Genomic DNA, 25,092 nt, shown 5'->3' with positions numbered 1-25,092 from the left:
ATGGCACGCAGACCCGACCCCGAGCTTGACCGCCACCTTGACGAGCTGCCGCCCGAGCTGCGCTGGCGCGAATGGATGCGGCGGATCGAGGCGGTGCTGTTTGCCAGCGCCACGCCGGTCGCGCGCGAGGACCTGGCGCGGGTGGTGGGCGATGTCTCGGTGGATCTGCTGATCGCCGACCTGGCGGCGGAACTGGCCGACCGCCCCTATGACGTGGCGCGGATCGGCAGCGGCTGGATGCTGCGCACCCGGCCCGCCTATGCCCCGGCCATCCGCACGGCCGCCGATCTGGGCGAAGCGCGGCTGGAGCTGAGCGAGATCGAAACCGCCGTGCTGGCGGCCATCGCCTGGCACCAGCCGATCAGCCGCGACGGGCTGAAGGAGATCTTCGCGCAGGAGATCAGCCGCGACCTGCTGGGCCGCCTCTCGGCCCGCGGGCTGATCGCCACCGGGCCGAGGGAGCCACGGCGGGGCGCGCCGCACAGCTTTGTCACCACCGACCTGTTCCTCGCCAGCTATGACCTGCAGAGCCTCGCGGACCTGCCGGAGATGGGGGAGGAAGGGTAGGGCGGCGGGCCCGTCGCGGCGGCGGCCGGTGAGGAGGGGGCCGTCTTGGGCAGGTTCTGCGTTGCTGCAAAATATTTATTTGCAGTATCGGCAATTAAACCTGTTACTCGATTAGTGCCCTGAAATTCCTGATATAGAAAATCGAATTCAGATTGTTTTCTCTTTCCGGGATGGATGATTTCGACGGAAGCGATCCAGAAAATATCTGCGCTGAGAAGATATGCCGGATCAATGACTTGACTCGTTTCAATCTCGGGTTGATTATTCGGGAAGTGGCGCGGACTCGACGCGCATCGGGACAAGCGAACGGTCGGACATCCTGTCTGTCGTTCGAGTCCGTTTCTGGCGACATTGGCATTGGGGGCATCATGACCAAGCTGGCGATATGCGCATCGATTGCGTTCGGCGTGACCATCTTGCCGCTTTCCGCACTCGGACAGGATGCGGGGGCAGGCTGCACCGATGGGGACTGGGTCAACAAGCCGGATGCCGCCTTCGCCGCCGATTGCGCGGCCTTTGCCTTCGACGGCAGCCTCGAGGATCGCGAGCGGCTGGCCTGGATGTTCTTCGCCCGGGTAAACCAGTTGATCCCCAGTCCGCAGAACGGTGGCATGTCGGGCTCGGGCCAGGCGCCGCTGTGGATGGCCTGGCCGACCGATCCGGATACCTTTGGCTCGCGCACAATGTTCGATTTCGCCGCCATGACGCCGCGCATCGAGATGGAGCCGTCGATCGAGAAGAAGGATCTGAATGCCGGTCGCGTCTCGACGGCCGATCCCGACGGGGCCAACGAAGAGGTCACGCGGAACGAGGTCAGCTATGATTACCTGGTCGAGAGCGGGCTGACGACCAAGGTGGACGTGGCGACGTTCTTCACGACGAACGACTACGTCGACATGCCGGTCGGATCGGTCGAGCTGAAGGCCTCGTGGCTGCAGGTGACACCGGGCAGCCCGGCCCCTGCCGGCGCGCTGACCTTCAAGTTCGACAGCGGCGAATACTGGTGGCGCGGTCTGCATATCATGGTGAAGATGCGGAAACTGGCTGACCCGGCCACGGCGCTCTATACCGAGGATCCCAGTTGGTTCTGGACCACCTTCGAGTTCAACGACAATCCCGGGGTGGCCAAGGTGCGCGAGACGCTGATCACCCAACGGGCGCCGCTGCCGCAGGACCAGGTCGGGGCCATCCTCGAGGCCGCGGGCCTGGGAGGCTTCGGGCTCGAGGTCTTTGGTCCCAATGGCACGCAGATCCGCTTCACCGAGGACGGGACCGGCGAGACGCCGGTGATCCTTGGCCATACGGACATGGAGGATTTCGCCGGCGCGCCCAATACCGCGCAGCCGCGCTACTGGACTCGGTTCGAGGCCAGCTGCCATGCCTGTCACGCGACCGCGTCCTACGATCCCGGGACCGGGCAGTTCTTCCCGTTCTCGGTGCCGACCGGGGCGTTGGACCCGGCCTACAACGTGTCCGACAGCGCGGGAACGGTGCATTACCTGGGCCAGGGGTACAAGTCGCTGGACTTCATGTGGCCGATCGCGTTCCAGGCGCATTGACCTGACGGGCAGGGTGAAGGGACTTGCAAGTCCGCGAAGCCACCCAAGGAACCAGGTTTGCGCATCGCGTAGCAAGTTGCCTCCAGTGCCATAGCTAACCAGCACGACCATCAAGGACGGAATTTCGGGGAACCAGCGAAAGGGCGGGGCGATGTCGATCATCATTTCAAGAGCGGTCAGAAGCTGTCTTTCCGGGCTGCTGGTATTGGCGCCCGCCATTGTCGCGCTGGTCGGACCGGTGCTGGCCCAAGAGGCTGGCCCGCCGATCGTGATCTCGTCCGAGGTTCCTGCCGAGCTCAATCCGCCCTTCGTGGCCTCGCCGCCTTCGGGCGGTGCCCCGGAGGCGACGCCGGCGCAGGCCGCGGCCTTCGCATGGCAAGAGTTCATTGCCTTGAACTGGCCCGCCGTCGCGCAGGAGGGACAGCCCGGGCAGCGGGATACCCCCAGCCCGACCTGCCGCTTCGGCGACCCGTCAGCCGATTGCGGGCTGTTAGTCTGGGAAACCTACCGGCACAAGGTCGAGACCTTCCCGGGAAATGCCAACCCGTTCAATCTCGTGAATCCTCCGGGCTATCCCGGTCCGGCGGGCGACACGTCCTATGGCTATGATGCGCTGCCAGAATACAACTATTCGACCGCGATCGCGGCCTGCGATCCCGCGCAGTCGGGTAATCCCGTGCCCTGGATCAATCTTGATGAGACCGACCAGATCACATTGGCCAGCATGTATGCCGGCGTTGTCGAGCCGTCGAGTTCGCCGGGGAACTCCGCGCCGCAGCTGATCCGGTTCCTGGCGAAGTCCAACCGCACGCTTTACGAATATGTCGCAGGAAACAGCGACCCGACGGACGAGGGCAATCGTTGGTGGTCGGCGGTGCCCGACGAGGTGGTTGCCGAGACCAAGGCCTACCTGGCGGCAAACAAGGCGAGCCCGGAAGCGGGCAGCCCGAAGATGGTCAGCCTTCCCTTTGGCACCATCGAGGTCAAGGCGGGCTGGCGTCCGCTGAACCCGTCCGAACAGGCGTCCGGCCGCTTCCACACGCAGAACGCGCGTTTCTACGAGAAGTCCGCCGGGGGTGACACCTGCTACCGTGATGCCACCTGGGGGCTGCAGGCCTTGCATATCATCCACAAGACACCGTCCGCGCCCTATTTCATCTATGCCACCTTCGAACAGGCCGACAATATCCTGACGGCGGAGGGCGCGCCGGTCGAGGACGCGAACGGTGCCATCATCCTTGAACCCGAACCGGCGAAGGCAACGACTCCGCAGGTTTGCCTGCTCGATCCCAAACCCGGTCCGGGTGCGCAGGGCGGCGAGGTGCCAAGCAACCTGGGCGAGGTGATCCTGACCAGCGATCCGGCGACCTGCCTGCCTGCAGATGTCAGCTATTGCGAGGAACCCGGCAAGCGGCTCTATTACCAGAACGACGCGGAGCATCAGCCGCAAGCCGGTCGGATCTGCGTCGACAAGCGCGACAACGCCATCCCGGATTACGTGATCGATGCGAATGCCGGCGCCCATGCGGCGATCGCGAGCTACCTGCAAGAGAACGGCATCGAACAGGCGCCCTGGCTTTCCTACAAACTCGTGAATGTCCAGTATTTCCCCTATGACAAGATACCGGATCCGAACCTGCCGAACGGCTCGCTCTACACCGCGGAACCGCCGTTCTCGGCTACGAACCCGTCACCCTCGAGCTATTACCAGGCCAATATCGTGGTCGAGACCAACCGCTCGCTGCAGCTTTTCGCTGGCGGCCTCTCGCCGGACATCACCACCGAATGGAACAGTGACGGGACGCCGCACAAGAATACCTATTACGGCGGGTCCTTCCACAACATGGGCGGCTGCATGGGATGCCACGGCAGCCAGGGACAGAATCCCACCGGGCAGGCGGGCGATTTCAGCGTGATCCTTGCGCGCGGTTCCGGCGGCACGGGCCAGCCAGAGACGCCCGCGCCGGAGGGCCCCGAGGGCCTGATCGACATACCGCGGAACCGCTATCTGACCCGGTGAGCAAGCAACTTTCAGCAGAGGGAGAAGACCGAATGGAAAACCATGATCGCGAGCATTTCAGTGCACTTGGCTGCCCGAGCAGCGTGACCTGGACCAACGACATCAGCAAGATGTTCACCCAGACCGACATCAGCCACATGAAGACCAAGGGCATCGATCTGGGCGACTATCGATCTGTCAGCATAAACGCGGTGGCCATCTATTCCCGTGTCAAGAGCGGCAGCATGCCGCCACCGGGCTCGGGCGAGGACCGCTGGACCGCGGACATGGTCAATCTCTTCGGCTGCTGGATCCAGCAGAACACGCCCGAATAACCCCCCGACCGTCATCCCACCGTCAATAATGCGGCCCTTGCCCGCCACCCCGTTTGTTTCGCCGCCGGATGCCTGGACAATCGAACCATCAACTTGACCCGGGAAACACGGAGGTAGGGAAAGATGGCACGGCGATTGGGAAGCGGGCGCGGAGACCAGCTGTTCGGAAGCGACGGCTCTGACGTGATGATCGGCCTTGGCGGCGATGACGGGCTTTGGGGGCGCGGCGGGCGCGACTTCCTGCTGGGCGGCCGGGGCAACGACACGCTGGACGGCGGCGCGGGCCGAGACCGGGTCCTGGCCGGCTCGGGCGATGACCTGGCGGTTTTCGTCGCCAGCGATGCCGGCGATGACGGGGGCTGCGCCGACATCTATGACGGCGGCAGTGGTCGCGACGTGTTGCGCCTGTCGCTGACCGCGGCGGAATGGAATGACCCGGCGATCCGGGCCGAGATCCTGGCCTATGTCGCGCAGCTGGAGGCGGGCCTTTTCGATCAGCCCTATCGCTTCGACACGCTGTCGCTGCAGGCTCGGCGCTTCGAGGCGCTGGACCTGGTCGTTGACGGGGAGCCGGTCGATCCGCAGGGCGATCCCTCCGAGACCATCGAGATGCCGGGTGCGACCGAGGACCTGGTCATCACCACCGGCGCCGGCGCGGACCGGGTCATCACCGGCAGCGGCAATGACGTGATCGACACCGGTGCCGGCAATGACACGGTCGACAGCGGCGCGGGCGACGACCGCATCACCATCGGCGATGGCGACGACGTGGTTCACGCCGGGTCCGGCAATGACACCATCATCGCCGGCCAGGCCGGCGGCAACGACTTCATCGATGTCGGACCGGGCAATGACTGGGTCGTCTATCCCTCGCTCGAGGCCGATGAGCCGGTCAGGATCGACCTGCGCGCCATGGACCGCTCGGCGGTGGTCGAGGCCGTGAACCTGCTGACACTGGCGGGCTTGCCGGCCGATACGCCGGTCGGGCTGGCCGATGGCGGCGATTGGGTCGATACCGACGTGCTGGTCAGCATCGAGAACGCCGGGGGCGGGAACGGCGATGACACGATCATCGGCACCGATGCGGCCAACGTGCTGGAGGGGGGCGAAGGTGCGGACCAGCTCAGCGGCCATGACGGCATCGACACGCTGCGCGGCGGCGCGGGCGCGGACAGCATCGACGGCGGCGGCGCAGATGACGTGATCGAGGGCGGCGCGGGCAATGACAGCCTGCAGGGCGGCACGGGCTTCGACACCCTGGTGCTGCAGGGCAACCGCGCCGATTACAGCTTCACCAACAGCAACGGCGTCTATGTCGTGACCGACCTGGTGGCGGGGCGCGACGGCGAGGATCGCTTCAGCAGCATCGAGGAGATCGCTTTCGCGGACGTGACAATCGGCACCTGGGTTGTCGCCGGCGTCAACCATATCGAGGGCACCTCGGGCAATGATGTTCTGGACGGCACAGATGGCCACGACCGCTTGTCGGGCTTTGCGGGCGATGACCGACTGAACGGGGGCGCCGACGAGGATCTGTTTGACGGCGGTCGCGGCAATGACACGATCGATGGTGGCAGCGGCACCGAGGATGACGCGAATTTTGTCTGGGATCTCGTCGATTATTCCCAGGCTGAATTCGATGGCGGGATGGCCGGTGTCACGGTCAATCTGGCCAGCGGCATTGCCACCGACCCTTATGGCGATACCGATATCCTGATCGACATCGAACGGGTCTTTGGGACCAATTCCGATGACCTGATCATCGGGAGCGACGGCGAGGACCCGGACGCTTTCGACCCCTTCGGCGGCAATGACACGATCCACGGTGCGGGCGGAGGGCGGGACATCCTGATCTATCAGACCGCCGATGACCACGGCGGCAGCCGCGGCCTGGTGGTCGCATTCAGTGCAACCGAGGCGGGGACCGGGACCGTCCTTGTCGATCCGTTCGGCGACCGTGATGACTTCACCGGGATCGAACGACTGCAGGCGACGCGATTTTCAGACAGCATTGCCGGCGGCATCGGGGATGAACGGTTCGGCCTGCTGGCTGGGGACGATACGCTGGATGGCGGCGCCGGGCGTGATCGCGCCGACTATTCGAGTGATGCGAACTTTGGCGGCAGCGCGCCGATCTTCGCCGATCTGTCGCAGGTCGATGGCGATGGCTTCGCACGGGTAACAGACGGGTTCGGCGATGTCGACCTGCTGCGAAATGTCGAGGATATCCGCGGCACCGGCGGCGCGGACACGATCTGGGGTGACACCGCCGACAATGGCATTTCGGGCCAGGCGGGGTCGGATGACCTGCGGGGCGGCGGCGGCGATGATCTCCTCGAGGGCGGCCTTGGCGATGACGATCTGCGCGGCGATGCGGGCAATGACCGGCTTGAGGGCGGGGCGGGCGCGGATCGTCTCGAGGGTGGGTCGGGCAACGACACGCTGAACGGCGGGGACGGTGCGGATGTCTTCGTCTTTGCCCCGGGCTCGGGCGATGACCTGATCGAGGATTTCGGCCTCGACACGGACCTGCTGGTCCTGACCGGCGGGGTCACCATCACCGCGATCTCGGAGGCCGAACTGGGCGGCGAGGCGGGGCCGGATACCCTGGTGGAACTGTCGTCGGGCGCGACGATCACGCTTCTCGATCTGTCCGGAGTCACCGACCCCACCGAGTTGCTGGCCTAGGAACCGTGCAGGAAACGGGGGCGGCCGTTGCTTGCGGCCCCCCTGTCGTGGCAAAATGACCCAAGGGGAGGCGACCGGCATGGATTGCGAATGGATTCTGCTCAACAGCCAGGCTTTGGGGTCGAAAACCCCCTATGCAGACTGGGCGCAGGAGATCCGGCCCGAACATCTGAAGCACAGGTTTCCGAGCTTCATCGTGCCGAACGCGGACGCGAGTGAAAAAGTTGCCGATCAAAAAGTTGCCGATCAAGCAGTGATGGGCACGTTCGAATTGCCGCATTTCCGCCCAGTCTATGTCCGGCTGAAGGGAAAAGATTCTACCGAGCTCGAGGACAATGCGAAGACGTGTCTCGGGGCAGCAGGGAAAATAAAGTCTCCTTGGCCCTTGCCGATCATCCTGCTCGACCGTCATGCCAGCGATACACTGTTCTCATTCGCCGCCGGCACGACACTGCCGGACGAGGCCCGGTTCTTCTTCATCTACACGCTGGAATGGTGGCCCTTTCCATTGGCGAATCAACTCGAGGAGCTGCGCACCGGCCCTTATGTGCCGGGTCTCTCGCTGCGGTCGCTGCTCAATCCCGGGGTTCCGGTAGCGTTACCGACACCGGCACCGGCTGCCCCGGCCGCTCCTCCGACCGTCGCCAACAGCCCCGTGGTCACCGCGATCATCGATGCCGAGATCGGGATTGCCAATGCCCGCTTCCGCGCGGCGAATGGCGGGACCCGTATCCGGCATTTCTGGCGGCAGCGACAGGAGACGCTGGCGGGTCTGACCGACCTGATGATCGGGCGGGAGTTCAGCGCCACTGCCATCAACTTGATGCTGAACGATTCGAACGGCGATGAGCGGCTGTTCTACGACCTGTTGCGCAGTGGTGACTATGGATCTGCGATGTATCCGTTGATGGAGGACGAGGCCCTTCGCTTGGAAGATGACCGGACGCAGGAGGGTCCCGGGGACGAGGGTTTCTCGTGGAGTCTCGAACTGGCGCGGCGGTTGGAGCACATGCTGAGCATCAGCCCGCCGGTGAATGGCGTCTCGGAGCTGGTCAGGTTTCACCCCCTGCCGGGTGCGAACTCGGATCCCGAACGGGCGCTCGGCGTCGTCAAAGAGCTGCTGGAGGAGATCGCCGGGACAGATCGGAACAACCTTGACCGGGTGGCGCAGCGGTTGATCCTGGCCGAAGACCTTGACCGGGATAAGGGCATACCCGACAAATATCGCGAGCGGGCACAGCAATACGCGGCGCACCTGCGCGGCGGAAACTATGACACACCCGCGCGCGAGCGCCCGGTCGGATTCCGCGCCGGGCATGGAACGCATATCCTGGACATTGCCGCCGGTTTCCCGCCCGACGACGCGCCCGGTAACCGCCCCATCGTCGCGGTCGAACTGCCGGAATACGTGATCGAGGACACCTCGGGCGCGCGGCTGGAAGTCTTCGTGCTGATCGCCATGCAGCGGATCCTCGACTGGGTCGACAACTGGGAGAATTCGGGACGTGCGGTGCCGGTGGTGGTCAATATCAGTCTCGCCAATGCCGCCGGACCGAAGGACGGCACCGGCTTCCTGGAATCGCGGCTGGAATACCTGGCGCGGAAACGCAGCGACCACAGCGCGCCGACCAAGGTCGTCATCGCGGCGGGCAATGACTATCGCACGCGGATGTCGGGCGCATTCGCGCTGGATACACATGGCGGTTCGGAAACGGTCGAGTGGCGGGTGCCGCCCGGCGATCAAAGCGCCAGTTTCCTCGAAATACGTCCGAATTCGGCGCATGATCTGGAACTGACAATCGTCACGCCGTCGGGCGAGGAGATCACGCTGACCGAGGCCGGGGGATTCGATGCGGTGCTGGTATGCAATGGGGCGCGGGTGGGGCGCGTCTATCCCAGCAAGGAAGGCGACCAGAGGGTCATCACCTTCGCCTTGAGGTCGACGCTGGAACTGGATGCGGACTTCCTGCGGGCACCATCGGGGACCTATTGCTTGACCTTCACGAACACGGGCAATTCTCCCCTGAGCATCAAGCTGGGCATCCAGCGCGATGACACGCTGTCGGGTTATCCGGCCTACGGCAAGCAATCCTACCTGGATCATTCGACGCTGACCGGGCGCGATCCCCGAACCCGCAAGTTCGACCTGCCCGCCGGCGCATCGCCGGTCAGCCGGCAGAACACGATCTCGGCCTTTGCCACCAAGGCCGGCGAGGACTTCATCGTCGTCGGAGCGGCGATGACGAATGCCACTGACGATGACGATGCAGTCCTGTCGCCCGAAGGCCGCGCGACCACCTATACCGGCTCGGGCGGGGCCATTGGGACCAGGTTTCGCCCCGATCTGAGCGCGGTGGCCGAGGATGGTGCCGCCACGCCGGGTCAGCGCGCGAGCGGCGTCTATAGCGGCTCGTCGGTCCTGTTCAGCGGCAGCTCGACGGCGACGGCCCATGTGACGCGGGCCCTCGTCGATCTGTACAGCGCAACGCCGAATCCGGGCAGCAAGGATGAGATCCTGGTTAAGGTGCTTAGTGACACCGAGCCGCCCGACCCCCGGCTTGGCATCGGCGTTCTTGGGCCGCCGCTGGCGCCGGGGCGCAGGCCGCGGCGGCGGTATTGAGAACGGCCTTGCCGGTCAGGTCAGCTTGTTCCAGATCCCGGTCAAGACCTGAGAGCGCGTGATCTCGACCGGCTGATTTCCCGCAGCTCTCAGTCTTTCGCTCAGCTCTGGCAGCGTGAAATCGATGTCGTAATACTCGTCCTGCGCCCCGTTGGCATTCACATAGGGCGCAATGATTTCCGGCACGTCGAACGTGTTCTGCGCATTCCTTCCCGGCGCCAATACCGCCCAGACCAACTCGCCCAGCACGATCCCCAGCATCGCGCCGGCATGGCTGTCGATTGGGAAATGCACCCCGGCGACGGTACGGTTCTCGGCGATCCGCGCGGCCAGCCGGAACAGCAGATGCCGTTTATCCTTCGGGTTGGCAATCACCGCCGCCGGATCGCCTCCGCCCAGCATCCGGCTCAGCACGCAGGCGATGGCGAAACCCTCGCAGGCATGGCCGCTGGGGTAGCTGCTGTGATCGGGGGTCTGGATCATCGGCTGGACCTCGGGAGCCAGATCCAGCGGCCGGGGCGAGCGGCAGAAATGCTTGACCATCATCTCGACATGACCCGCCAGCCGGACGGTGGCGGTCAAGACCTCGAGCTGAAGCCGGTGGCGCTCGTCGTCCAGGTAGACCTGCGCCCCGAAGAACGACAGCAGGTCGCCGATCTGGACATTGATCTCGGCCAGCCGGTCGTCGCGCAGATCGGCATAGCTGTGCATGTGCTTCAGTTGCTGGTCGAAGACAGCGGCAGGCGGGCGCGGGATCGCCACGGTGACTTGCGCTGTTCCGGTGAGCACGAGGTTTGCCCCCTCCGCGGGCTGACCGTTGAAACTGGTCGGGGAACCGACAACGACATGCCGCTGCAATTCGTGATCGAGGATATAGCCGCGCCGGAACGGCCGCAGGTAAAGGATGTTGGCATTGCCGGGCATCACGGCCGCGCCTTGCGGCTTCCAGTAGCCGACGATGCCGTCCCGCGTGGTGACCAGCGCCTGGTTGAGCAGCGGCGAGGACCCGCTGCCGGCATGCGAGGCGGCATCACCCGAAAGGCCGGAGTGACCGGAATGGCCGGAATGGCCCGAGTGACCGGATTGTCCCGAGTGGCCGGAATGGCCGGAATGTCCTGACGTGCCCATGGTTCGTCCTCCTCTTGGTGATGGTGTTCGATCGAGTCCGGGGGTCGATCCGCGCTACGACCGCAAGGCGATTTATCCGGCGTTCAGTCGCGGATCGGGCAGAGTATTGTGTTATTATACCCGAATTCCGTGATTCCGGGTTTTCATGCTGATGATCAGGCTGCGACTTTATGGTCCGATGGCCGTTCTGGCCGAAGATGGCACCCCGCTCACGCCGAAGGGGATGAAGACGCAGGCCCTGGTCGCGCTGATCGCGCTGGCCCCCGACATGCGCCGCAGCCGGGTCTGGCTGCAGGACCGGCTGTGGAGCGACCGTGACGAGGCGCAGGCCTCGGCCAGCCTGCGGCAGGCAGTCTATCAACTGCGGCAATCCCTGGGATCGGCAGGCGCGCTGCTGCACAGCGATCGCCAGGTGCTGTCCTTCGATCCCTCGCGCATCGCCATCCTGCCACCCGAGGATGGCCCGGACAGCGAATTGCTGCAGGGCATCGACATCCGCGATCCCGAATTCGAGCATTGGCTGAACCTGCAGCGCATGGCGGACCAGCCAGCGCCGCAGGCCCGGGCGACGCGCGCGACCGAGCGGCCGACGACCGTGCAGATTTCCGTCGACCGGACGCTGTCTCCCGATCTCTACCTGCTGGGCCAGCTGGTCGCCGACATGTTCGCGCAGGCGCTGGAGGAGCGGGCGCTGACCGAGGTGCGGCTGGCGGAAACCGAGGAGTCGGCGGATTTCGAACTGGCGCTGATGGTCTTCCCCGGTGATCGCTGCGTGCTGCGCGGCCAGTTGCTGGACCGGCGCAGCCACCGCCTCTGCTGGTCGCGGATGATGACCCTGCGCCCCGGCCCCGGCAGGCCCTTCGAACAGGCCGGGATCGCGCGTTTCGTGAATGCCGGGATCGAGGCCGCGTGGAAGGCGCAACTGGACAACCAGTCCGGCATCGCCTCGGGCAACCGGCGCATCCACATGGCCGTGCGGCGCATGTTCAGCTATCGCCTTGGCGACCTGGCCGCGGCCGAGGACCTGCTGCGCGACCTGCCGGCGGAAGATGCGACGGTGGCGGGCTGGCGCATGATGCTCAGGCTGTTGCAGGTGGTCGAGCGCGCCCGGCCGGCCGATGGCGGGATGATCGACGAGGTCGAGGGGCTGCTGCATGACGCGTTGCTGTACGGCCCGGCGAATTCGATGGCGCTGTCGGGGGCCGCGAATGCCTGCCTGCATATCCTCGATCGCACCGAGGACGGGCTGGCGCTGGCGCGGCGGGCGGTGCAGATCAGTCCCTCCAATCCCTTTGCCTATGACGCGCTGACCACCGGCTTGCTGCGCCTGGGTCGCTTCGAGGCGGCCTATCGCACCGCGGTCCGGGCCAGCTACATCGCCGAGATGACGCAGGCGGCGCATTTCTTCGACATGGGGCGCTGCCTCGCGGCGCTGGTGACCAACCGCATGGACGAGGCGCGAAAGCTCGCCAATCACGCCGTCGCCATCGCCCCGGCCTCGCGCCCGGCCCTGCGCTACCAGGCGATCTTCGAGGCTCGGGCCGGCAACCTCGACCGGGCGGCGGCCGCGATCCGGCGGCTGACGGCGCTGGAGAACGGGTTCGAGATCCGGCAGATCGCCGATGATCCCGACTATCCGGTGGCCTCGCTGCGCCGGTCGAACCTGCCCAACGACGTGCTGCGATCCCTCTATTGAGGGGGCGGGAAGGCCGTGACCGCGCCGCATCACCGCTTGCCCCCGCTGCCGGGTCGCACCGGCAGCGCCTCGATCAGATCGATCATCCGGCGGCAGGCCGCCTGCGCCGATCCGCGTTGCTGGATGGCCGGGGCGATGGCGCGGATCTCGGCCAGCGCGGCCCCGATCCTCCCGACCGATCCCGCATCCCCGGAGCGCCACCCCGCCTCGACCGCGTGCAGCGTCAGGATGGCGTCGTTCAACCGGCACCGCAGCAGGAAGAAGGCCGAGATGTCGGCCCGATCCCCGGGCGTCTTGTCCGGCCGCGACTCGAGATCGCGCTCATGCTCGCTCAGGGCGCAGATCGCATCGACGAGCGCCAGCTTCAGCTCTGAAAACCTCTCCGCTCGCGCCAGTTCCTGTGCCATCGCCCCTTGCCCCGCCCTGTCGAACGGCCCCCATCCGCGCAACCTCTCGTGCAGTTCCTTCCTAGAACACCGCCGTCATCGCAGCGTTAATTCGACGCGCCCGGGCTTGCCGGACCGAGGGTGACATCCCGGAAGCGGCGGCGGCCCCGGGCGATCCACGGGTCCCCGCCGGGGAATCTGTCGAGTGCTGCAGGACGGACCTATTCCGTGGTTAGACCGATCCAGATCGGGAGCGGATAAATGCCCGGCGCAGGTCCGAAGGATATTCCTGCGCGGGAGGATTGGTCGGGCCGCAATCGGAATCAGGGCCGGCGGATGGGAGAATCAGAGATTTCGCAAGGGTCCAGAATTCCGTTGCTGAGACAGTGTCCTAGCCGGTGGTAAGGCACGGCAGCTACAGATCTGTCGTGCAAAACGGACCGATTGGAATTTTCATCAACAATCTGGTCAGAAACCCGGTTCCAATATAATATCAGCAGGCGAATCCTTAAACCATTCTGATAATCGCCACTGAATTCAGCGGGCGTTTTGGAGGCGTTTCCCATGACCGCTCGCGGATCGCAGCAGATCATCAAGCGAAAAGAACTCGTCGGCAAGCTGAACCCGATCTGCCTCAAGGCCTTTTCCGAGGCGGCGCAGGCGGCCAAGCGGCGCGGCAATCCCTATGTCGAGCTGGTGCATTTCATCACGGCGCTGGCCGATACGGAACGCTCGGACGTGGCGATCCTGCTGGAATCGGCGGGGGTGGACCGGCACAGGTTCGATGGCGATGTACTGCGCGCGACCGATGCGCTGCCCACTGGCGCGAGTTCGGTCGAAGAGTTTTCCGAGCATATCTTCCGCGCGATCCAGGAGGCGTGGAATTTCGGTTCGCTGAATTTCGGCGATGACACGGTGCGATCGGCCTATGTGCTGCTGGGGGCGCTGCAACTGCCGGTGCTGGAGGGGCTGCTCTACAAGATCAGCCTTGAATTCGACAAACTCGACCCGGCGGTGATGGCGGGGCAGCTGGACGATCTCTTGGCGGGGTCGCTGGAGCGGACCAGCACGGCGGAACCGGATGCGGCGAAGGCCGCGAAGCCCCGGCCGGGCGGAAAATCGTCGCTGGAGCAGTTCGCCACCAACCTGACGGCGCGGGCACGGGACGGGAAGATGGACCCGGTGGTGGGGCGCGATGCCGAGATCCGGCAGATCGTCGACATCCTGCTGCGGCGCAAGCAGAACAACCCGATCCTGACCGGCGAGGCGGGGGTGGGCAAGACCGCCGTGGTCGAGGGTTTCGCGCAGCGGCTGGCGCGGGGCGACGTGCCGCCGCAGCTGAGGAATGTCGATCTGCACATGCTGGATATCGGGCTGATGCAGGCCGGGGCCAGCGTCAAGGGCGAGTTCGAGAAGCGGCTGAAATCGGTGATCGACGAGGTGCAGTCATCCGACGTGCCGATCATCCTGTTCATCGACGAGGCCCATACGCTGATCGGGGCCGGGGGGGCGGCGGGCACCGGCGATGCGGCGAACCTGCTGAAACCGGCGCTGGCGCGGGGCGAATTGCGCACCATCGCGGCGACGACATGGGCCGAATACAAGCAGCATATCGAACCCGACCCGGCGCTGACGCGGCGCTTCCAGACGGTCAAGATCGACGAGCCGGACGAGGAAAAGGCGGTGCTGATGTGCCGGGGCATCGCCGGGGTGCTGGAAAAACACCACAAGGTCGAGCTGCTGGATGAAAGCATCGAGGCGGCGGTGAAGCTGTCGCACCGCTATATCCCGGCGCGGCAATTGCCGGACAAGGCGATCAGCCTCTTGGATACGGCCTGCGCGCGGGTGGCGGTGTCGCAGCACGCCACGCCTGCCGAGGTCGAGGACCTCGAGCGCCGGGTCTCGGCGCTGGAGATCGAGCAGGGGATCATCGAGCGCGAGGAGGCCATCGGCATCGAGGTCGAGGAGCGCAAGGCCGAGGTCGAGGCCGGGCTGGTCGCCGCGCATGAGGCGCTGGAGGCGGCAAGGGCGCGATGGGAGGCGGAAAAGGCGCTGGTCGGCGAGATCCTTGACCTGAGGGCCGAATTGCGCAGCGCCGGGGCACGGGTCGACGAGACCGGCGTCGTGGGTGATGCGGAAGAGGTACTGGCCGGGGAGAACGCGGCCGAGGAGGGCGCGGAGGGGGCAGGGGAGGCCGCTGCCGATGCGCCGCCGCCCTTTGACCGGGCCGCGGCGCTGGCGGCGCTGAAGGAGAAGATGGCGGCGCTGATCGCGGCGCAGGGCGAGACGCCCCTGATCCTGCCGGCGGTGGACAAGGTGGCGGTGGCCTCGGTGGTGCAGGACTGGACCGGGATCCCGATGGGCCGGATGATGGCCAGCCAGACCGAGAAGGCGCTGTCGCTGGCGGCCAACCTGGCGCAGCGCGTGGTCGGGCAGGATCACGCCATGGAGATGATCGCCAACCGCATCCAGACCTCGGCCGCCGGGCTGAAATCGCCGGAAAAGCCGGTGGGGGTGTTCATGCTGTGCGGGCCCTCGGGCGTCGGCAAGACCGAGACCGCGTTGGCCCTGGCCGAGCTGATGTATGGCGGCGAGGACAATATCATCTCGATCAACATGTCCGAGTTCCAGGAGGCCCATACCGTCAGCACGCTGAAGGGCGCACCGCCGGGCTATGTCGGTTACGGCAAGGGCGGGATCCTGACGGAAGCCGTGCGGCGGCGGCCCTATTCGGTGGTGCTGCTCGACGAGGTGGAAAAGGCCCATCCCGATGTGCACGAGATCTTCTTCCAGGTCTTTGACAAGGGGATGATGGATGACAGCGAGGGGCGGCGGATCGATTTCAAGAACACGCTGATCCTGCTGACCTCGAATGTTGGATCGGAAGAGATCATGGCGATGACCGAGGATGGCAAGGTCGCCGCCGATGCCGAGGATCTGAACGGGGCCTTGCGCGCGCCGCTGCTGAAGGTGTTTCCGGCGGCGCTGCTGGGGCGGGTGGTGACGATCCCCTATTACCCGCTGTCGGATGTGATGATCGAGGCGATCGCCGGCCACAAGCTGCGCAGCCTGGCGAAGCGCTTGGGCGAGGGCTATGGCGCCGAACTGGTCATCGAGGATGGCGCCATGCAGGTCATCAAGGACCGCTGCACCGAGATCGAGTCGGGCGGGCGGATGATCGATGCGATCTTGACCAACACGCTGATGCCCGAGTTGAGCCGGCAGATACTGGGCTATCGGCTGGAGGGACGCGAGTTGAAGAAAGTGACGGTCGGTGGCGGAGATGGCGGGTTTGAATATGGGTTCGAGTAGCTCCAGTCCACGCGACCACCCAAAGACGTGAAAGGACCGGCGATGGGAAAAAGAGGACAGCAGTTGCTGAATATCGTTCTGGGAAACCTCCAGAGAGATCCCCAGCATTATGCGAAGCTTGTAGCGGGGGGCGGGGAAAGCGCTGATCCGACGGCATGTTCAGCGAACGCCACGGTCTTGTCCGAGAGTCTTGCGGTTCCGGGCTCGATAGTCGTCCTGCCACACACCAATTTCCAGGCCTGCGAGAAAGCGATCAGAAAGGCGCTGGCCGATGACAAGATCGTTGCGATCGGAATTTCACCGGACCATCACTTTGTCCTGCTTCCATTGCTTTCGGGCACCGAACTTGCGTTGTTGCAGGCCTTCCAGTCCCGCAAGAGGGGCGATGGCAGCGGTATGACCTTGTTTGAATGGATGGAATTCGAAAAATACCAGATGCCGATCGATGCGTTCCTGATGTCGCTCCGGTTCTTGATTGGCTCCGGTTCGGCGGGCCCGCGAAAAGGTTCGGCCAGTTCCCTGTTCTCGATGAGCGGGAAGGAAGACTATGTGGAGGAGTATTTCACCACGCCCGTCAGCTTCAAATATTGCGCATCGCTAGAGCCGATTACACTCTGAGGGGACCTTCTCTTCGGGCTGGGGGACGGTCTCTCACTCGCCCAGCACCTCCGCATCGAACCCGCCATTGCGCCAGCCGGTCAGCGCCGCCGTGAAGCCCGGCCCCGTTCGGCCATCCACATCGCTGGTGTAGAGCCCCGCCGCCGCCAGCTTCAGCTGCACCTGGGTGATCGTGTCGCTGGACCAGCCGCCGGTATTGGCGCTGAGATCGGCCAGCACGGTGCCGTCATCCTCGGCGGTGGCGCGCAGCAGGGCGTTGGCGGCCTCGGCGGGGTTGCGGTCGATCATGCCGCCCTTGTCCAGCATGATCGCCGCGGCGCGATAGCCGCGGGTGTCGCCGCCCTTGGCCGCGCGCAGGAAGAAATCCAGCGCCTCGGGCGGGGTGCCGATGACCTCGTTCAGCCGCATGTAGCCAAGGTTATAGGTCGCCTGCGCCGAACCCTCGTCCGAGGCGCGCTGCAACAGCGCCAATGCGCGGGGCTGGTCCTTGGGCAGGTCCTTGCCCTCGAACAGGGTCACGGCGAGGTTGTTCATCGCATCGAGGCTGCCGGCCTCGGCGGCCTTTTCGTAAAGCGCCATCGCGCCGGGGATATCGACGGCCATGCCATTGCCGCTTTCCTTCAGCTGGGCGAGGCTGACCATCGCGCGCAGGTCGCCCCGGTCGGCGGCGGTTTCGTACAGCGCGACCGCCCGCCCAAGATCGCCCGAGGCGGCCGTCGCCCGCGCCAGCAGCGCGACGTAATGCGGCAGGTTCGGTGATTGCGTCACCGCCGCCGAGCAGGCCTGGATCGCGGCGACGGCATTCTGTTGCAGCCGCTCGAAGGGCACGCCCGAGGTCCCGGCCACGGCATCGCGGGGATGGGTCGCCAGACGTTCGCACAATGCGGCGGGGGTGCTGTCCTGCAGGTCGGGCAGAAGATCCAGCAATTGCCGGGCCTGCGCGGCATCGGCCCCTTCGGGATAGCGGTCGAGATAGAATTGCAGCAGGGGCCGCACCCGGCTGCGCTGCGCCAGCGTCCACAACCGCCGCGCCTGTTCGGCGTCGTCGCCGCGCTCGATCGAGCGGGTGCTGGTGCCGGTCTGCAGCCAGCTTTGCGCCTCGCCCACATGCGCACCCTCGGGGTAAAGATCGACATAGAGCCGCATCAGCGCGTCATCCTGCGCGCCGGTCGCGACCTGGTAGAACAGGGTTTCCTGCGACATGTCGGGCGGGCCGGTATCAAAGGCGAATTGCCGGGTCAGCGACGAGTTCTCCCACGGGATCTGCTGACCGCCGGTGGCGGTCATCACGTCGCGGCGCACCGCGATCATCATGTCGGAAATCGGCTGTCCCGGGGTATAGAGATGGTGCAGCAGCGCGGCGGAAAAGAAGCTGTTCCGCCCGGTCCCGTCAAAGGCGACATTGCCGGGCTGGGTGGCATAGGCAAAGAGGAAATCGGCCTCGGTGCCGATGCGCGCCAGACCCTCACCGGCCTCGCCATCCCGCTGCAGGGTTGCGCCAAAGGGATTGTCGCGGCAGGCATCGAGGAACACCAGTTTCAGCGCCGGGCTGTCCTTCAGCGCGGCCAGGATCTCGGTCATGGCAAAGGTCTGCAGGGTCGCATCCTCGGGGCGGGCGATGCGGGCATCGGTGGGAACCAGGTAGTTCTGGCCGCCGACCTGGAAGCCATGACCGGCATAGAAGAACAGCGCCACCTGCGCATCCTTGGCGGCATCGGCGAAATCACGGGTCGATTGCTGCATCCCCTCGCGGGTCAGGTCGCGGCCAAGGATGACCTCGAAGCCCAGCCCCTCGAGCGCGACCGACAGGTCCAGCGCGTCGTTCCGGGGGTTCTCGAGCGTGGTGACAGCCTGGTAGTCGGAATTGCCGATGACCAGCGCCACGCGGTCCGCCGCCCTCGCCGCGCCGGTCCACAGGATCGCCAGCGCGGCCAGAAGCAGAAACCGCAGCGCCGCCATCAAAGATCCACGGCGCGCGCCAGTTCGATGCCGACGCTGTCGACAGCCTCGGCCACGCGGTTGATCGTCGCGGCATGGACGCGGGCCAGTTCAGGGTCATCGGCGCGCACCAGCGTGATCGCCTCGCGTATCTGGGCCGAGGCGCTGGCGATGGCGCCCCGCGCCTCGTTGATCGCATCGCGGCGGATATCCTCGCGCTCGGCGGTGGTGGTCGCCCCGGCAAGGCGGCGCTCGGCACGGGTGCGGGCGCTGTCGATGTTGCGGCGGGCATCGCGGACGATCTCGGCCACGTTCTCCATGCCGGGCGGCAGGTCGGTCGAGATCTCGTCGAGCTTGTTGGCGAAATCATCCAGCGCGTCCGACAGGCAGGCCAGGTAGCGGCTGACATCGGCATCGCTTTGCGAACAACTTGCGGCAGCAATCTCGAGCACTGAGGACATCTGGTTCACCTCGGCCAGCGTGCTCGAAGCCGAGTTGCGCGCCTCGAGGATGATCTGCGAGACGGCGGCGCCGGTGGCGTTGACCGAGGCGCTGGCCGGGTCGGGCGAAGCGAAGGGACCATCCGAGACGAGGATCGTGTCCTGCGGATTAGGCAGGCCGAAGGCGGGGATGTCGAGGGGGCGGGGAATGCCGTCCGGGATCGGCGTACCCGTCGGCCCTGCCACCGGGGTCACGGTCATGGTACCGGGCACATAGGTGATGGTGTAGTTCGACAGGCCCGCACCTGCGGCATTCGACCCGCTGATGGCGTAGCTGCCGGCCCCGGCGCCCGATGCCGCGCCAAGGCTGGCCAGGTCGACGCTGCCGACGCGATCAGTATAGAAAAGCCGCGAGGTGGTGAACTCTCCGCCGGTGAAGGTGAAGCCCGCGCCCGCCGCCTTGCTCTGGTCCGAGGCCCGGATGGTCAGCGGGGCCGGGGTGATCCGGTAGGTCGCCGGCAGGTCGACGACGCGGTAGCTTTCGCCGCGCGCGCTGGTGAGCGAGGTGGTGGTCAGGCTGAACTGGCCGGTTCCGACATTGCGGCTTGGGAAGGTCAGGCTGTCAAATACCGATGCCACAGCCAGCGTGTCGCCGGTGGGCGCGAAGACATAGGCCGAGGGGCCGCCGTAGGTGGTGCCGGTGGTGCTGGTGCTTTCGGCCTGACCGTATTGCAGCGTCACGTTGTTCGGGCGGGCAAAGACCACGCGGTCGATGGTATAGATCGCCGGGTTCACGCCGCGATCCCCCGGGGCCCAGACCGTGCTGAAATTCCAGCCCTGCGATCCGGCCAGCGCCAGGAAGGCGGCGGTATCCTGAAGCGTCGTCGTGCTGATCGCCTGGCCATAGCCCGGCAGGCCGTTCGGTGCCTGTCCGCTGCGGTTGCGGTCGAAGAACGAGGCGGTGACGGTGGTGGTGGGCATCGCAAAACCGTTGCCGCCGATCAGCCCGCCCACCCTGCGCGAGCCCGTGCCGCTGGTCGTTACCCTGCCGCTGGAAAAGGTGTTCGTCAGCGCGCCGCCGCTGGTGAAGCCGACCAAGCCGCCGACAGTCTGTTCCATGTTCGAGGACGAGGTCACCGCCCCGTCAGCATAGCTGTCGATGATGTCGCCATCGATATTGGTTCCGGTATGCCCGCCGACATTCACCGCGAAATCGCCGCCGGTGACCGTGACATCGCCATGCGCGGCGGTTCGGATCATGGTGGCGTCCCTGCCGGCGATGCGATGGAATCCGGCAAAGCCACCCACAGAGGTCTCGGCCGAGGCTCCGAACCCATCGCTGAGAACAACGCTGACATCGCCACTGCTGTAGGCATCGGTGATCGTACCGCTCAGATAGCCGACAAAACCGCCGATAGCGCCCGAAAAAAAGCCGCTCTCGCTTGATGTGACGGTCACATTACCGGTCGCGCGCGAGCGGTCGATGACGCTGCCTGAATAGACTTCACCGGCCAGGCCACCAGCCGAAACATCGGCGCCCTCACCGGGGCTCTGGGTAATCTGAACTGTTGCTGCCGATGAGGAAAGGGTGATCCTGCCGCCATCCATGACGCCGACAAGGCCGCCGGCTGTCTTGTAAAAGTCGTTGCCTTGCATGGCGACGCTGCCGGCGGTGTGGACATTGCTGACCGTCGTGTCATCGGCCAGTGCGATAAGTCCGCCGGCGACATCGCTGGCGCTGATCTGTAGGCCAGTCAGGGTGAGGTTGCGAATGGTCGCACCATCCGTATAGGCGAAGAGCCCGCCCTCGGCATTGCCGCTGCCAACGGAAAGGCCAATGATCCTGTATCCGCGCCCATCGAGGCTGCCGGTGAACGGATCGCTGCCTTCGCCCTGGTCGAAGCCGATGGGATTGAAACCCGCCGCGTCGGTAAACCCACTGAACCAGCCTGCCGTTCCGCTGGCAGTGATATCGTTTGCCAATGCGAAATGGCTGTTGAGCAGCGGGGGAACTTCCTCACCCCGGCTCACGAAGGAATCCATCCCCTGAAGGCCGTAGACATCGGTCAGTAGATAGGGATTGGTGGCGGTGCCGGTGCCACCCCGGACCCGCAGGAAACTGGCCGCTTCGGTCAGATTGAAGTTGCCGGCCGCGAAAGGCGACAGCGTCCCGCCGCGTTGGGTCCATTGACCGTCGGACATGATGAAATTGTCGGTTCTGACGCGACCCCTGGCACCGGTTTCGGTCACGCTGGAGCCGGATATGAAGATGGTCGTGGCATCCATCGTCAGCCCCGATGTGGTCAGATCGGCGCCGCGCAGGGTGATGTCGCGGCCTGCCTCGAGGCTCAGCCGACCGTTCGCGCCGCTGATCGTGCTGGTAATCACGATGTCGCGGTTGGCGATCAGCCGAAACTGGGTGTCAGCCGTCCAGCTGATGTCGCCGCCGCCAATCGAGTCGTCGCCGATGAAAATATCGCCCGCACCCTCGCCGGCCGCCGAGGTATCCAGCGTATAATTCCCCAGCGCGAGGGCTGTCTCGATCGTGTCTTCGCTCACTGTGCCGGGGACAAAGATATCCGTGGGGTCGATCAGCAGCGTCCCCCAACTGCCCTTCGGCGCGCGCAGGTCGGTGCGGCCGTCATAGAGGACCGATCCGCCGCTGGAGACCTCCACAAAGCCGCCCTTGCCGCCCTCGCTGCCGCCGCGTGCAGACATGTTGCCGACGAAGCCGGTGCGCCGGTCGGACCAGAGCACGATGCGCCCGCCATTGCCCTCGGTCAGGGCATCGGCGGTGATCCGGGTCTCGGCATCGGCGCTGACGCTGTCGGCATGGGGCAGGGACCCTTGGCCCGCGAAATCGCCGCCGATGCGCACGCGACCGCCGCCGCCATCGCCGCTGGCATCCAGCAGCGCACCCAGCAGCATGATCTGCTGGCCGGTGATGTCGATGGTGCCGCCGGTCTGCCGGGGCGGGCGGCTGGAGCTGCTCAGCCCCGGATTGCGGACCGGCTGGCGGGGTGCGGCCACGCTGACGCGGCCGGTGACGCGCACCACCCCGCCGCTGCCGCCGCCCAGAACGATGGCGCCGTTCTGCATCGAGACCGAGCGCGCCTCGGCCACGCCCGAGAGGTTGATGGCGTTGCGCGCGGCATCGCGGGCGGTCGCGGCCTTCATCTCGATACGCCCGCCATCGGCCGAGACCCGGCCCGAGTTTTGGATCAGGGCGCTGTCATCGCCGTCATCTTCCGAGGGCAGGGCGACCTGCAGGAAGCCATCGCCCGACAGGTCCAGCGTTACCCGCTCGCCCGCGCCAAGCCCGATGCGGCCAAGCGGCGCGACGATGGTGCCGGCATTGTTCACCCGCCCGCCGATCAGTGCAGCATAGCCACCACTGCCGACCGTGATCGAGCCAAGGTTGGTCACGCCCTTCGAGGCGCCGTTGCCGCGATAGCTGAAGCGGCCCCGGTTGAAATCATCGTCCGAGACATCCAGCGTCGAGGCGACGAAGCCGCCGCCGGTGCGGACCTGCCCGTTCCGACCGATCAGGATGCCGTTCGGGTTGACGATATGGACCTGGCCGTTGGCCGTCAGCGAACCGTGGATCTGGCTGGTGGTGTCGCCGGTGACGCGGTTCAGGATGGCGCTGCTGGTGCCGGGCTGGCGGATATTCACCGCGCCGCCGCTGCCGATGGAGAAGCTGTTCCAGTTGACCACCGCCCGGTCCGAGCCCTGCTGGATCTGCATCGATCCCGGCGCGCTGGAACCGATCGAGACGGAGCCGCTGGCGACCGAGCCGCCGGTGGGCAGTTCCTGCGTCAGGCCGGCTGTCGGCAGGGCGGCGATGAGCGTGCTGGCCAGCAGCACGGCCCGGAGCGGCCGGGGGTGATCAGAACCGGAAATTCCCGGAAAGACTGACGCGAGAATTGTCCGAGCCATGATCGCGCTCTCCTCTTCCGTATTCGATTCTCAGGGAATTCGACCGGAAACGGGATCCGGTCTGCGAAACAAGATCGAGGCCGATGCCGATGGCATGGGCCGATTCCGACGAAGCCTCGACCGCGGTTGGCCGTTCGATGCTGACCTCGCCGACCCCGGCAAAGGCATAGGGGCTGAGCGTGAAGGGGGTGCCGCGCAGCTCGACCGAGCGGGGATGCGACAGTTCGGCCCGCAAGACCCAGCCACTGTCACCGCGCAGATCGCCGGAATCGAAGGCCGACAATTCGTTCGGGCCGGCGATGCTGAACTGTTCCGAGGTCAGAAGCGGGTCGCCGAAGGCGGTCTGGAAGCGCCCGGTCATCGACAGGGCAAAGCGTTCGCCAAGGGCGCGCTGATGGGTGGCCGAACCGACGATCTTGGTGAAGGTCGCATCCGCCCCCTGCCGCGACAGCGGCACCAGCGTTCCGGCGGCATCCTCGGCGGTTCGCGCGCCAAAGGCATCGATGCCGCGGGACAGGACCACACCGGCCTCGGAGAAGCTGCCGCTTTGATGGGTATAGGCGAGGCTGGTGCCGAAGCGCAGCACGGTCAACTGATCACGGAACACCGCCGGCAGGCCCGAGGTCCGCAGGTTCATCTCGTCGGTCTGGCGGTCGAGCATGAGTTGCGAGGTCAGGTTCATCTGCCGCGAGCGGATCCAGGGATAGATCAGCCGGAAGGACTGGCGGTCGAAATCCGAGCGGGTCGGCTGTTCGTCGGTGTCGGGGGTGGTGTCGCTGGTGGTCAGTTCGAGGTTCAGCGCCAGCCCCGACGAGCCGATGGGCATGACCCCGCCAAGTGCCAGCACGCGATAGCGCGGATCGCTGGACAGCACGCCCTTGGGCGACGCGGACAGGCGGCCATAGACGGTCTCGCCATAGCCCAGAAGGCTGTTCAACTCGAACCCGGAATTCAACACCAGCCCGTGCAGGTCGTCGGGCGCGATGCTGCCCAGTTCCGGCGGGGCGAAATTGTCAAAGCCGACAAAGCCGGTGATCCGGCGGAATTCCGGCTCCAGGGCGATCACCGTGCCGCCCGGCCGCTGCCCGGTGGCCAATGCCGATCCTAGCGCCACGCCCGAGACATCGCCGGCCAAGAGAAGCTGGCGTTCCAGTTGCGCGAGGGTGATGGATTTGCGTTCCAGCAGCGGGCCGGTCAGCGTATCGATGCGGCGGCGAATCTCGGGCGGCGTGCGCGAGGTGTCGATCGCCTCGACGAAGCCGTCGATCACGCTGACGCGCAGGACACCGCCATCGCGCAGCGACTGCTGGGGCAGCACCACCCGCGCCAGCACGAACCCGGCCTGGGCATAGGCGGCTTCGAGCTCGCTCGAGGCCTCGAAAAGCTCCGAAACGGGAATCCGGCCACGGGTCAACCGCTGTTCGAACCCGGCATTGGCCGCGGCCATCTGCGGAAATGCCCCCTCCAGCGTCACGCCCGAGAGGGTGATGCCGATCTGGTCCGATCCCGGTGGCGCCTGCGTCCCGGTATTGCCGCTGAACACGACCGAACCGCCGAGATCCTGCAGTTGCGGCTGGAAGGAGTCCGGCGTGACCGAACTTGCGGTCTGCGACAGGGCTGCCGGTGCCGCGAGGCAAAGCGAGGCGGCGCAAGCCAGCTGCATCCGCCTCCAGATCGCCGCACGGCCGGTTTGTCTGGCGTCAGCTTTGGCCATAGGGAACCCCTTGGAGGCAATCTTTTGGATCGTGGTTAATTTCAGAATAACCCGAAAGGTGTTACTGTCCAGACGTTTATCAGCGAATATCCTTTCGCTGTTGCCGGAAAACATTTTTGGGCGGCTAGAATTATTTATGCATAAACTCGTGCG

The 25,092-nt window shown here is 65.7% G+C and carries 14 protein-coding genes; 9 read left to right on the top strand and 5 right to left on the bottom strand.

Annotated elements, in window-relative coordinates; all coding sequences use genetic code 11:
- From scpB to CX676_RS19765, 6 genes are all read left to right on the top strand, one after another.
- Positions 1-567: an SMC-Scp complex subunit ScpB gene (scpB, locus tag CX676_RS19790; protein ID WP_101754523.1), complete on the top strand. Its 567-nt coding sequence runs from the start codon at positions 1-3 to the stop codon at positions 565-567.
- A gap of 407 nt (positions 568-974) precedes the next feature.
- Positions 975-2,126, top strand: a complete 1,152-nt coding sequence (locus tag CX676_RS19785; protein WP_157936012.1) for a hypothetical protein — start codon at positions 975-977, stop codon at positions 2,124-2,126.
- 151 nt (positions 2,127-2,277) lie between these two features.
- Positions 2,278-4,146 (top strand): hypothetical protein, encoded by a 1,869-nt coding sequence (locus tag CX676_RS19780; protein ID WP_101754521.1) that lies wholly within the window; start codon positions 2,278-2,280, stop codon positions 4,144-4,146.
- A gap of 32 nt (positions 4,147-4,178) precedes the next feature.
- Positions 4,179-4,460: a hypothetical protein gene (locus CX676_RS19775; protein WP_101754520.1), complete on the top strand. Its 282-nt coding sequence runs from the start codon at positions 4,179-4,181 to the stop codon at positions 4,458-4,460.
- A 123-nt stretch (positions 4,461-4,583) separates the two neighbouring features.
- The gene (locus tag CX676_RS19770; RefSeq protein WP_101754519.1) at positions 4,584-7,148 is read left to right on the top strand and encodes a calcium-binding protein; all 2,565 of its coding nucleotides are present in this window, start codon (positions 4,584-4,586) and stop codon (positions 7,146-7,148) included.
- 79 nt (positions 7,149-7,227) lie between these two features.
- Positions 7,228-9,768, top strand: a complete 2,541-nt coding sequence (locus CX676_RS19765) for a S8 family serine peptidase (RefSeq protein ID WP_101754518.1) — start codon at positions 7,228-7,230, stop codon at positions 9,766-9,768.
- 15 nt (positions 9,769-9,783) lie between these two features.
- Here CX676_RS19765 and CX676_RS19760 read toward each other — a convergent pair whose 3' ends face one another.
- Entirely contained in the window at positions 9,784-10,896 is a 1,113-nt protein-coding gene (locus tag CX676_RS19760) for a phosphatase PAP2 family protein (protein WP_101754517.1), read from the bottom strand.
- A 145-nt stretch (positions 10,897-11,041) separates the two neighbouring features.
- Between CX676_RS19760 and CX676_RS19755 the strand changes: the two genes are divergently transcribed.
- The gene (locus CX676_RS19755) at positions 11,042-12,592 is read left to right on the top strand and encodes a hypothetical protein (RefSeq protein ID WP_101754516.1); all 1,551 of its coding nucleotides are present in this window, start codon (positions 11,042-11,044) and stop codon (positions 12,590-12,592) included.
- A gap of 29 nt (positions 12,593-12,621) precedes the next feature.
- Here the strand turns inward: CX676_RS19755 and CX676_RS19750 are convergent, their stop codons facing one another.
- Positions 12,622-12,999 carry a hypothetical protein gene (locus tag CX676_RS19750; protein WP_101754515.1) on the bottom strand — a complete coding sequence of 126 codons (378 nt, stop codon included), beginning with the start codon at positions 12,997-12,999 and terminating at the stop codon, positions 12,622-12,624.
- A 543-nt stretch (positions 13,000-13,542) separates the two neighbouring features.
- Here CX676_RS19750 and tssH point away from each other — a divergent pair.
- Both tssH and CX676_RS19740 read left to right on the top strand, forming a co-directional pair.
- The gene (gene tssH / locus CX676_RS19745; protein ID WP_101754514.1) at positions 13,543-16,290 is read left to right on the top strand and encodes a type VI secretion system ATPase TssH; all 2,748 of its coding nucleotides are present in this window, start codon (positions 13,543-13,545) and stop codon (positions 16,288-16,290) included.
- A 42-nt stretch (positions 16,291-16,332) separates the two neighbouring features.
- Positions 16,333-16,908, top strand: a complete 576-nt coding sequence (locus tag CX676_RS19740; protein ID WP_157936011.1) for a hypothetical protein — start codon at positions 16,333-16,335, stop codon at positions 16,906-16,908.
- A gap of 33 nt (positions 16,909-16,941) precedes the next feature.
- On the opposite strand, the gene CX676_RS19735 is transcribed toward CX676_RS19740, so the two are convergent.
- Genes CX676_RS19735 through CX676_RS19725 form a run of 3 tightly spaced genes read right to left on the bottom strand, consistent with a single transcriptional unit; the run spans position 16,942 to position 24,939 of the window.
- A complete protein-coding gene (locus CX676_RS19735) occupies positions 16,942-18,867 on the bottom strand; it encodes a caspase family protein (RefSeq protein ID WP_101754512.1) in 1,926 nt (641 codons plus the stop codon).
- Entirely contained in the window at positions 18,867-23,225 is a 4,359-nt protein-coding gene (locus CX676_RS19730) for a two-partner secretion domain-containing protein (RefSeq protein WP_101754511.1), read from the bottom strand. The genes CX676_RS19735 and CX676_RS19730 overlap by 1 nt, the downstream gene beginning before the upstream one ends.
- Positions 23,176-24,939, bottom strand: coding sequence for a ShlB/FhaC/HecB family hemolysin secretion/activation protein (locus CX676_RS19725; protein WP_101754510.1), 1,764 nt, complete (start codon positions 24,937-24,939; stop codon positions 23,176-23,178). Before CX676_RS19725 ends, CX676_RS19730 begins: the two co-directional genes overlap by 50 nt.
- Between the last annotated feature and the right edge of the window lie 153 nt (positions 24,940-25,092).

Origin of the sequence: Paracoccus zhejiangensis (assembly GCF_002847445.1) — a bacterium.
Lineage (GTDB): Bacteria > Pseudomonadota > Alphaproteobacteria > Rhodobacterales > Rhodobacteraceae > Paracoccus > Paracoccus zhejiangensis.
This window is presented reverse-complemented; position numbering and strand designations above follow the sequence as displayed.